Annotated in this window: 7 protein-coding genes; 4 read left to right on the forward strand and 3 right to left on the reverse strand. The window is 38.0% G+C overall.

Annotated elements, in window-relative coordinates; all coding sequences use genetic code 11:
• The first annotated feature begins 123 nt into the window (after window positions 1-123).
• From O3C63_03720 to O3C63_03735, 4 genes are all read left to right on the forward strand, one after another.
• Window positions 124-1,587, forward strand: a complete 1,464-nt coding sequence (locus O3C63_03720; GenBank protein ID MDA0772032.1) for a TCP-1/cpn60 chaperonin family protein — start codon at window positions 124-126, stop codon at window positions 1,585-1,587.
• A 91-nt stretch (window positions 1,588-1,678) separates the two neighbouring features.
• The gene (locus tag O3C63_03725; protein ID MDA0772033.1) at window positions 1,679-3,022 is read left to right on the forward strand and encodes a 3-isopropylmalate dehydratase large subunit; all 1,344 of its coding nucleotides are present in this window, start codon (window positions 1,679-1,681) and stop codon (window positions 3,020-3,022) included.
• Window positions 3,022-4,326, forward strand: coding sequence for a 3-phosphoshikimate 1-carboxyvinyltransferase (gene aroA, locus O3C63_03730; GenBank protein ID MDA0772034.1), 1,305 nt, complete (start codon window positions 3,022-3,024; stop codon window positions 4,324-4,326). The genes O3C63_03725 and aroA overlap by 1 nt, the downstream gene beginning before the upstream one ends.
• Window positions 4,323-5,090, forward strand: coding sequence for a hypothetical protein (locus O3C63_03735; GenBank protein ID MDA0772035.1), 768 nt, complete (start codon window positions 4,323-4,325; stop codon window positions 5,088-5,090). The genes aroA and O3C63_03735 overlap by 4 nt, the downstream gene beginning before the upstream one ends.
• A 24-nt stretch (window positions 5,091-5,114) precedes the next feature.
• Here the strand turns inward: O3C63_03735 and O3C63_03740 are convergent, their stop codons facing one another.
• From O3C63_03740 to O3C63_03750, 3 genes are read right to left on the reverse strand one after another with little or no spacing between them, the layout of a single operon-like run.
• On the reverse strand, window positions 5,115-8,966 hold the full coding sequence (locus O3C63_03740) for a hypothetical protein (protein MDA0772036.1): 3,852 nt from the start codon (window positions 8,964-8,966) through the stop codon (window positions 5,115-5,117).
• 5 nt (window positions 8,967-8,971) lie between these two features.
• Window positions 8,972-10,138 (reverse strand): radical SAM family heme chaperone HemW, encoded by a 1,167-nt coding sequence (hemW, locus tag O3C63_03745; protein ID MDA0772037.1) that lies wholly within the window; start codon window positions 10,136-10,138, stop codon window positions 8,972-8,974.
• Window positions 10,135-11,766, reverse strand: a complete 1,632-nt coding sequence (locus O3C63_03750) for a hypothetical protein (protein MDA0772038.1) — start codon at window positions 11,764-11,766, stop codon at window positions 10,135-10,137. Before O3C63_03750 ends, hemW begins: the two co-directional genes overlap by 4 nt.
• Between the last annotated feature and the right edge of the window lie 193 nt (window positions 11,767-11,959).

The following is an 11,959-nucleotide window of genomic DNA, read 5'->3' on the forward strand; positions in this document are numbered from 1 at the left end:
TCCTTTTCTCAGACTGTTTACTCACTATCTCTAACATCTTTAAGTTATGCTTCGGTTAAATTAGCAAAGTTTTTTTGAAAAAAACACAAGAACTCTTGTTAACGAGCTAAAATAGGATATTATATGGACAAAGCAATTAAATACCCAGAGATACTCAGCTCTAATATAAAAGCAATTAGCGCAATCATGGCCCCAATCCGAGCAAGCATCGGCCCTAAAGGCTTAGACGTAATGTTGGTTGATGAGTTTGGAGCATTTACTTGCACTAATGATGGCGTTGAAATTCTTTCTAATATCAAAATCGATCACCCAGTTGCCAAATTAGCAGTTGAAGCAGCAAAATCACAAGAAACTCAAGTTGGTGATGGTACCAGTACTGTTGCAATCTTGTGTGATTCAATACTTCAAGCAGCACTTGAAAAAATTAATCTTGGCGCTAGCCCAAATAGGATTGCAGAAGGGATCAACATTGCCAATACACAAATCCTCAAAGAACTTCAAGCAAGCTCAATTCAAATCAAAGACCTTAAAGACCCTGCTCTTAAAGCAATTAGTAAAATCTCAGCAAGAGGTTCAGAGGAGATTGCCAGCTTGATAACTGAAGCAATGAACAAATCTCAAGATCCAAATGATTTAGCCAATTCAATTATTGCTCGTTGCGGCTTAGAATCCAAAGTGCTTGATGGACATTTCATTAAGAAAAAAACTCATTTTAAATACTCACGAGAATTTAGGAATATCAACCTAATTCTGGTTCAGGGTCCAATGGAACCAGAACCGATGAGCAGTGAAGCTATCAACACCAATGAAGGTGTCAAGAAATACGAAAACAATATTCAGTCGTTAATGGAAGCTGCCAAAAAGATCATCAAAGCCGGTACCCAAGCGATTATTTGCTCAGCTTCGATGTTTCCAGCAATGGAGGAATTCTTTGCCAAAGAAGGTGTCTTTGTTTTAACTCACGTCAAAGATTCTGATATCAAAGCATTAGAAAAAATCTCCGGAGCAAAATTAATTACAAGAAATCAATTAATCAGCTCTGATATAGAAACACTCAAAACCCTTAATAGCAAACTTAATTCCATTATTCTTGCTGAAGAGCTTGGTGGGTTTATTTTTCAAGGACCCAAAGCACAAAGAGCAAGTATTTTAATTTCGGCAGAAACTGAAACCATCTTAAATGAACGCACACGTATAATAATTGATGCTTGCAAAGCAATGGCAGCTGCAGCCAAATCAGGTTATGTCTTAGGAGAAGGTATTGCAGAATTGAATATCATTCCTGCTATCGAAAAACTCAAAACTCAATATCAAGATGAAGAAATCATTTTGGGTATTGAAGTGATGATCAAAGCGCTGAGTACTGTATTTGATCAAATCGTATTAAATGCTGGTTTTAATCCTCACGAACTTAAAAACAAACTCAAGTCTTTGGGTACTGGCATTGATTTATCAACCGGCTCAAGTATTGACTTAATAGAACAAGGTATTCTAGATCCTCTTACTGTTAAAAGCTCGGCTTTCAAAATTGCTACAGAAATAGCTTGTCAAATTTTGAGGATTAATATGATTGTGCAGGCTAGATAGATGAAAGTCCGTCCATTATTTTTTCTTTAGTTTTGCTCTCGTCCATGCTTGAAAAAGCAGACGGGGCCTTAATTTGCTAAAATCACTAATCATGGCAAAGAATTTATTTGAAAAAGTATGGGACACGCATGTAGTTGAAGAACTAGCTGGTGAAAACTATCTAATATTTATGGATAGAATTGTTGCTCATGAAATTACTACTCCTCAAGGTGCTATTCAAATTGATGAAGAGTTTGGTGGGAGAATTTTTGATACTAATAGAATATTGGCAATTAATGACCACGTTGCTCCAGCCAAAGATACTGCAACAGCAATTCAAGCTGAAGTCTTGCGCAAATGGGCAAAGAAACACAATATACGTCACTTTGATATTGGCGAGAATGGCATCTGTCATATCGTGGCTCCAGAAAGAGGTTACGTAGAACCAGGCACTACTTTGTGTTGCGGGGACTCACACACTTGTACCAATGGCGCTTTTGCATGTTTTGCTTTAGGTATCGGTACTACTGCCAATGCTGGCGCGATGTTGTCTCAATGTCTTTTACTCAAAAAACCAAAAGTAATGAGAATCAATGTAACTGGCAAACTCAAACCAGGTGTCTATGCCAAAGACATCATCCTTGCAATCATCAACAAAATTAGTTTTAGAGGCGGCACTGGTTATGTGCTTGAATACACAGGTAATGCAATTACTGACTTGAGTATGGAAGAGCGCATGACTGTATGCAATATGGCAATTGAAGCAGGTGCGACCAGTGGCATGATTGCCGCTGATGAAGTTACACTTGAATACCTCAAAGGCAAAGAACAAATCTCAGACAACAAATTTGCTGAAATGAAAGACAAGTGGTTAAGCTTTAGAGCAGACGAAGGCGCGACTTATGACGCTGAAGTTGAACTTGATATTAATGACCTTGATCCAATGGTGACTTGGGGAATCAATCCTGGAGAGGCTTGCCAGACTACTGGAGAAATCCCAGCAGATGCTGAAGACAAAGCATTAGAGTATATGGGAGTTAAGCCCGGCGACAAAATGGCTAGCTTAGAACTTGATCAAGCATTTATTGGTAGTTGTACTAACGCAAGAATTTCTGATTTGCGTATTGCTGCTGAAATTCTCAAAGGCAAAAAAGTAGCAATCCCAACAATCATCACTCCTGGTTCGCAATTAGTGAAACGTCAAGCTGAGAAAGAAGGGCTTCATGATATTTTTCAAGATGCTGGTGCGCTTTGGACTCATGCAAGTTGTGGCCCTTGCCTAGGAATGAGCATGGGTGTTGTAGCTCCGCAAAATCGTTGCATCTCATCAACCAACCGTAACTTTCCTGGACGTATGGGCGCTGGTGCTAGAACTCATTTGGCAAGTCCGGCGACCGTGGCAGCGTCAGCCTTAACCGGTAAGATCACCGCTGCAAAACCACTAGTCACAAAATAATGGCTGAACAAACTATAAGTAAAATCACCAAAGCTATTCAGGCAGAGATTAATATCCCTGGCGACAAATCAATTTCACACCGTTCAATTATTTTTGGCTCTATTGCAAACGGGCTTACTGAAGTTAGTAATTTCCTTACTGGCGAGGATTGTATTTGTACCATGAATGCTTTTAAAGCACTAGGCGTCAAGATTGATTTTGATGAGAAAGCAAAGACAGTCAAGATACACGGTCAAGGTTTTAATGCTCTTAAAGCTCCCAATGGAGATATCTATCTCGGCAATTCAGGCACCGGCATGAGATTACTTGCTGGACTTTTTGCTGGCTTGCCTTTTGAAACTACTCTTACGGGCGATGAGTCGCTGTCGGGAAGACCGATGGCTAGAGTCATTGACCCACTAACTAAGATGGGCGCAGTAATTGAGAGCCAAGAAGGCGGCAAGGCTCCACTGGTGATCAAACCAAGCCAAGGATTGAAGGCAATAAGCCACCAGTCAAAAATAGCCTCTGCTCAAGTCAAGTCATCTATCTTACTAGCTGGACTCAATGCCCAAGGCACGACAACAGTAACTGAACCAGAAAAATCACGTGATCATACTGAGCGTATGATGCAGGGTTTTGGGGTGGATCTTGAAGTCAATGGACTAGAAGTCTCAATCAATCCAGGTAAAGAGCTTCAAGGGCAGGTCCTGGAAGTTCCGGGAGATATTTCGAGCGCCGCATTCTTTCTGGTCGCAGGGGCGATACTGGATGACTGCAAGCTCAAATTAAACAATGTAGGCATCAATCCAACCAGAACCGGCATTCTTGATGTGCTTACAGCAATGAAAGTCAATTACCAACTAGAAAACAAGCGTGAAATAAATAAAGAACCAATTGCCGATATCATCATCCGCAGTTCCAAAATCAAAGCAACGACGATAGAAGGTGATATCATCCCAAGACTTATTGATGAGATTCCTGTGATTTCTATTCTTGCTGCTCAAGCAGAAGGTACTACTATCATCAAAGACGCTGCTGAACTTAAAGTCAAAGAATCAAATAGAATCGCAACTACCATTAATATGCTCAAGACTCTTGGAGTTGAAGTTGAAGAAACTGATGACGGTATGATAATTCAAGGAAGAGCTGGTAAGGACTTTGAACCTATCCCAGAAGCTCAAATAAACTCCTTCGGAGACCACCGCCTTGCTATGAGCTGCGGAATTGCCGCCCTTAAATCAACTAAACCAATCACAATACTGCAAACTGAGTTTGTAGCGACTTCATTTCCTAACTTCTTTGATATCATTGAAGGGCTATGAAAACGAGTAGCACAATCGAATCACTACTACAAGACATTGGCTCAGCGGCCTTTGCCTTAGGTCATGAAATATATTTGGTAGGCGGTTATGTGCGCAATCAATTAATGCATGAAATGCATGGCACAGAACTCAAGCCTTGTTATGACTTAGATCTAGTGATCAACACCAATGCTATTGAATTCACTCGCAAATTCCAAAAATACAGACAAGACAATCACCCTCATCATTTGACTTTTGAGATAGTCGAAGAGTTTAAACAATTTGGCACTGTCAAAATCAAAGACCCAGAAGCGCCAGAATACAGTATTGAATTAGCCAGCACTAGGACCGAGATCTATGATGAACCAGCTGACTTCCCTCAAGTAACTATAATTGACAGTATCAAAGAAGATTTGCATCGACGCGATTTTACTATTAATGCCCTGCTTGAATCAATCAATCCCCCCAAAGCCAAACACCCATTTGGTGAAATTCTTGATTATGTTGGTGGGATGAAAGATATTCAACACCGTTTAATTAGAGTCTTTAACAAATATAGTTTTATTGATGATCCAACAAGGATCTATAGAGCAGCCCGCTTTGCCGCTGAATATAATTTTGCAATTGAAGCTCAAACTCTAGAGTGGATGCAAGTAGCCATGAGGGATCCACAATATCCAGAATGGTTAGAGAAGCGGAAGAATAGATTTGCTATTGAGATGACGCGGATTGAAGAACTTGAGAATAAAGATAGAGCACTTGAGTTATTAGCAGAGGCTCGCTAGAGTCTTGAGTCGAATTGCAAATGGCTACTGCCATTTAAAATTGGACTTCAAACTCTCTGCCGTCTTATCAGGATCACTAATAGGACCAACCATCGAGAAATCAAAGAAGCTCTTCTCCATAGAGCCACCATCACTTAGATCATCCAATGATAGTAAATTACCAAGATTAACTTTACCAATTCCAATCCCTTGCAAGATACTCTTAGATTTTTTAGGAATCAAACCACTGCCTTTCACCCAAAGCTGATCTTTATTGTAATCAAAGTAACCATTGAGATTAAGCTCCATTTGTTGAGCTTTCAGTAAGAGCTTCTCGGAACTCATGACTCCATGGTCATACTTGATAGAACTAATGACATAATCAAAAGTACCACCCTTATAGGTAACCAGGGTTTGAAAAATATTGTTCAAATCAAAATTACGTAAGGTGTTAACAGCGGTGAGAACCTTCTGCATCAAAATTAACTGTGATAACTTGCCATTTTTTAGAATCAGGTTAGTAGTCCCTTCCATATTATAGAACATTGGATCAGGCATATAACCACTAGTAGTTCCTTCAAAAACCCCACTAATAATGCCTTCTGGCACCTCTGAACCAAAGCCCCAAATGCCTTGAGCAAGATCGTGTGCAGGCAAATCGCTGCCTTCTAATTTAAAACGAGAATCAAATGTTTTGATGTCGTAATCAATCTCTCCTCTGACAACACCATCACCAGAACGGGCTTTAATATCCCGAATAAAAATATCATTACCATTAGCACTCAAATCTAGTTTGAGTTTACGATAAGGAATACTATTCCAATCTCCTTCTTCGAGTGCAACTTGCACCTCAAGTGGTTTGTTAGCAATAGACAAAAGATCTACAGAAATATCTTTGGCATGCAAATCACCGATACCATATTTCTGAGCAACTGCTTCGCCCCCCTTAAATTCACAAATGGTTTGCCTATCATGGAAATTACCAAAAGTATCACAATTGATTCCACCTGCGCCAAGCTTCAGGTTGAGCGGTGCCAAAGAACTTATATGCGGCTCAATAAAAGACAAATCGGAAATCCCATCTTCTTGTTTTGTTTTAAAACTCAAGAAATAACTTAATTCATCTTTATTTTTGTAGTCTTCTATATGAAACGTAGACCGAACTTTGGTCTTCTTGAGGCCAGAATCTGTATCTTTGATAAAAACCAAACGGCAATCAGTAGAACTAATTAACTGAGGTGTCAATGTAAACTTGCTAATTACTTTAAAACGAGTTGCCTCTTTATCCATAATAAACCAGTCGCCAAAATTGAAATCATTAGCCTTACTTATATCAGCATTAATTTTGATATTACTTTTGAGTTGATTCCCTTTGACAAAAATATTCACTGGAAATTTTCCACTGATCTTGAGGAATTTTTTCATTGTATCTGGCATTACAGTATAGAAATCATCAATATTGACTTTACTGTATAAACCAAGATCTACAATCCTATCCAGATCCTTACTTTTATAATTCTCAACCATGCAAGTTCCGTTCTCTATAAGGCTTTCGCCGTAATGAGCCCTTATATTATCGAAATCAAGGTTATTACTAATCAAAAGATCAGCATTAAATCCAGTGATTGGGTATAGCTTAAGATTCTTATAGTTAAAATCTAAATCCTTAAAAGCTACACGACCATTAATAGAATCAGCATAGAAATCTAAGTCAGCACCTAAGCTACCAGCCAAAGCTTCTATACCTAATTTAGAACCATTAACGAAATTCATTAATTTAACAAAATCCAAATTATCAGCTTTAATATTTATTCTAGGTTGCGACAAATCATTCTCAACAGAACCATCCAAGGAAATCAAAGACTTATCATTCAAAGAGAAGCTCACTTCATTGAAGTTAACTCGACCATGCTTGTATGACAAGCTTCCACTCAGATTGGTTAAAGACTCGCTTCCACTAAGAAAGCCGACTGAATCCATATCCATATCAAGATCCATATCAAAATTGGTACCATTACTATCTAATCTCATCAAAACATCATTAAAACTACCAGTACCGAGATCTATTTTAAGTTTCGGAGAAAGCAATCTAATAATCCCAGACTCGATAAGCGTCTGTGCATCAATAGTGGGAGACGCCATCTCAAAATGAATATCAGGCTTCGACAAACGAAAGCGTCCCTTGGCTTCTATATAATTCTCAGACTCAACTTGACCAAAACTAGAGTGATAAGCATAACCACCGAAGTTATTAATGATCACTTGGTCAGAATCTATCTCAAAACTTGCGTTCACACCACCGATGGTCAACGGATAAGTTAAAGATTTATAGCTCAATTTAGCAAAACGACAAGGACCCTTAACAACTGTCTCCAATTGCTTTTGAGCATTAAACTGTCTACTCAGGTCCAAGTCAAAACTAGCATAACCAATAATCGCTGATTCCGTTAAGCTAGTACGGTAAGCCTCAAGCATTGGGATACTCGCTGCAATAGGACGTATTTTACTTAAAGGTAAATCTTCTGCGGCAAGATGAATCTGAAAGCTATGTTCGTCCAAATCATAATTACCACTTAATACAAGCTCAGAATAATTTACTGGCAATATAAATTCACGGACTACAATCTTAGAACCCTCGTAATGCAAATCAGCAATCACGTCACCTTGCTTATCAACCAAGCTTGGCACGATTTCTTCCTCTTTTGAACTCAGGAGTCGTTCTTGCTTAGTGTTAATCTTGAGCTTGGCAAGCAAGTCAGGCGCACTCAATTTGGAGCTCAAATTCAATCTACCATTGAGATAATCGTTACCATGTAGGATATTGAAAATCTCCAAAATAAAACCAGGTATATAGTACTCAAGCTCAGGGAAACGATCTACCAGATCAAACAAATTAAGATCTACCAAATCAAGAGTCAAACCAAGCTCAGCATCTGCTTCTTGCCAATCCTTGATAAAACCACCAAGGTCAATAGTCGTAGCACCATAAACCAAAGATGCTTTTTCAAATTGAATATCTTTATCCAAAAGGAAACGAGATTCAAACACTAGATCTTCTATATCTTCTGAATTCGCTATCTTGGATTCAATACGTACTAATTTTCCACCCTTGTCATAATTATCATAATCAAAATTGAGAGAAAATGTAGTATCGCCAATATAACTATCAATTAATGCATTCAATTCTGCATCAGAAGCCAAAAGAGCACTCATCAAGCTGATAGACAAAGGTTCAAGATTGATGATTTGTAATTTAAGCTTGGATTGTTTACTTAAAAGATTCTTTTTCTTAGCTTTAGCTATCATTCCAAAAGCTCGAATATAATTATTTGGTGTTTTTTGAGTTTCAATATTGATATTGTAATGTCCGCTTTCTGGCTTAATCTCCAAGCGCAATCCTTCATAGTTCACTTGATTCAAGCTAAGCTGATCTATCACTTCAAGATCTATATTGCCAAGATCCACTTCACCAAAACTAAACGCAAACAATTTTTTTTTGGACTTGAAAAGATTTGCTAGGTTCCATTCGAGCTTGTCATCTCGCATAGCATTGACTTGCAAGTACTCAGACGCAATACGCTTCAATTTAATTTTCAAGGCAAGTAAACGAGTAATATCAACATCAATACTCAACTTATTAGCTTTAATTACTGTGTTATCAGATAAATCTTTAACTAATAAATTATCAAGACTTAGTAAAAAATTAGCTTTAGAAAATTCAAAATCAAAATTGTCAAAGTTCAAATCACCATTGAGACTGCTGTTAATTTGTTTTTTTAAAATAGAACCAATTTCATGTTTCCAATCAACTCTGTTCAGTAATGTAAAAACAAGTGCAACAGCTAAGACTGAAGAAATAATAGTTATAATAAACTGCTTTTTGCCTTTAGGAAACATCTTTGTTAATGATAGCAAAGCTCTGCAATAATCCGGTTACTTAGCATCTGCGCCTTATCTGTTAATTTGATATTTTTGTCACCACTGATAAAACCAGCTTTCTTCATCTTTTCAAGATTGTCTACATTAATATATGCTTGGATTTGCTGATCTAAATCCAAGCCCTCAGCAAGTCTCATTTGTAGCATTATTTTTTCTTCAAGTTTTTCTTCATTATCAATTTTTACAGATTCCACCTGGATTGCCGCAACTTTGATACCCCCATTGCTTGCAACGGTACTAGCATTAATATATTCATCCAAATCGCGAGTATTGTGATAACGGTAAGAATCTACGTAACCATGTGCACTCAAGCCAAAGGCATAATACTCCTGAGCACGCCAATAAATCAAGTTGTGTCTAGCTTCATGCCCGGGCTTTGCCCAATTACTAATCTCATAACGCTGTAAACCAGCTGTAGCAAAAAGTTCATTGGCTCTTTCATACATTGTTACCAAATCTTCCTCTTGAGGCAAAGTGGCATGTGAAGAATCCTTATATATTTTGCCATAAGGGGTATTTTTCTCAATACTCAAACAATAAGCAGAGATATGTGGCGGTTTATAACTAAGCGCCGTCTCCACTGTTGAGAGCCAGGATTCAATAGTCTGTCCGGGCAAACCATAAATCAAATCAAAGCTCCATGAATTTAAAGAATCAGGAAAGAGCTCAGTTAATACCTCAATAAAATTAATTGAGTCTTGCACACTATGTCCGCGCCCAAGTTTATCTAATAATGCAGCATCAAAACTCTGCGCACCGAAACTAATTCTATTAACACCAAGCTCAAGAAATTGCTCAAGCTTGCTTCGATCTATAGTCCCAGGATTCGCTTCTAGAGTGATTTCCACTGAATCAGCTAAGCTAAAGTGTTGCTTGACTTTATCCAAGACCTGGGCAAGCTCAGCTTTACTATGCACACTTGGAGTGCCGCCACCAAAAAATATAGTCTCAATAGTCCCAGGCTCAAATGCCCATTTTTGCATACGCGCATCAATCTCACGAACTAAAGCATCAATATAAACCTGACGTTTATCATCTTCTTTGGCGAAACTAGCAAAATCACAATAAGGGCATTTGGTTTTGCAGAAAGGTAAATGAATATAGATACCGCGTGGTTTATCCAAAATCATAATGCCAACAAAATACTAGAACTATCACCAATATCAATTTTGTGAACCATGGACCAAGTAGCAAGATCAAAAACTGCGATTGTATTTGTGCCAGAACTTGAAATCAACACAAACTTGCCAGTATTAGCAAAAGTCATATTTTGTGGATCAATAATATCAGGAGCGAGATTGGCATTTTCAACCGAATAAGACTTCTCAAAATCAATTTTTGAAACAAAGGCTGCATCTTGGTTTGAGCCAAGTGCATAAACATGCTTATTGTCTTTTGCCAGCAAAAGATCTATTGGTACATAATCTAAATCAATTGAAGAAATCAATTGACTGGTAACTGCATCAAGTACTAAAACCTTACCTTGAACAGCAAATTGTTTTTGAGGATTGGCATTAATTGCTTCAACTGCCACAAAAACCTTGGATTCATTTACAGCAAGTGCATGTGGTACATAACGAAAATCCTTGCTTAATAAATTCAAATCAAGAGTCTTAGACATTCGGTAATCAAAACTATTAATACTCAACAAACTTGACTTTGACTTCGACAGCATCATAATCTGCACTGGTTCAGCACTACTACGTGAGACTTTAATCATATCAGAGCAACCAGCAGGAATAGTGATTGTCTTAATGAGCCTCTTTGCTTTAATATCGACAACAAAAATATTAGACCCAAGGCTATCTAAGAAATATGCGACTCCATTTTCTTTTTCAATCTGAAAATCACGCAAACCAGCTACCAGACCGAGGTCAGTTAGGTCAAACAGTTCAGTCATCTCTAAGTTTGATTCAATAGACTTGTTTTGAAAGTCGGAATTATCTCCAAAGGCAACACGCGCATTCCGCGCGGTTGCTACCTTTGTTTGATCAACCTGTACATCGAAACTTCGTTTCGAAACAGGTCTAAATATTTCCTCATTAGGTTTTAACGAATCATATTTAATTTCGGGACTAGTAATCTGAAAAACTTTTGCTTGATGGTAATCAAGCAAATACAAATCACCATCGATGGTTTTAATTTCAGATACATAACTAAGTCCAGCACTCATCTCATCCAAATTCTCAACCAATGGTAGATCACTAAAACCAACTCGTTTGAGTAATCCTGTTTTAATAGAATAAGAAATCGCATCAATAGGCTTATTAGCTTTTTCTTCTAATAATCTCTCTTTGAAACGCAACTCTCTATCAGAAGCAAGCTCTACGCTTCTTAAGCTAAGCGGCAAGCGCCCCATTGTAATAGCTAAATCACGCGGTAACTCAAAGCTGTCCGGTACCAAGAAAGTGGGGACGATATTAGTTGCAAGTATCTTTGCTTGAATTTGTGGATCAAAGAAATCAAAACTTTTGACAGTCTTGTTGACAATAGGTGTAAAAATCCAATCGTTAATCTCATCAGAAAATAGAAAATCGTCTCCATCTTTAATAACTAATTGAATCTCAGAGCCGTTACTAACTTGAAGAGCTTTGTTTTCGGATCTAAACAACAACCAAGTTTTGTTATCAGCTTGCATCAAACCATCTGCTCTTTCTTTTGCATTCTTATAGTGCTGTTTAAACTCAGTAACTATTGCTTCAGGCAAAGCTGCTGAAGCTGGAAGAAATATCAGTAATAGAGCAATTAATAAACGCACTAAGACTATTCTACGTCATTGCAGCATCTCTCGCAATAACATATACACATTACTTGAACAAGGCGTCTTAAGCCCTAATTCTTTCCCCTTACGCAACACAACTCCAAGCAAATCATCAAGCTCAATCTCTTTACCTTTTTGATGATCTTGCAGCATTGAAGTTCTAAAGCTATACCACTCGGGAGTATCTGTT

The organism is Cyanobacteriota bacterium, from assembly GCA_027618255.1.
Classification (GTDB): domain Bacteria; phylum Cyanobacteriota; class Vampirovibrionia; order LMEP-6097; family LMEP-6097; genus JABHOV01.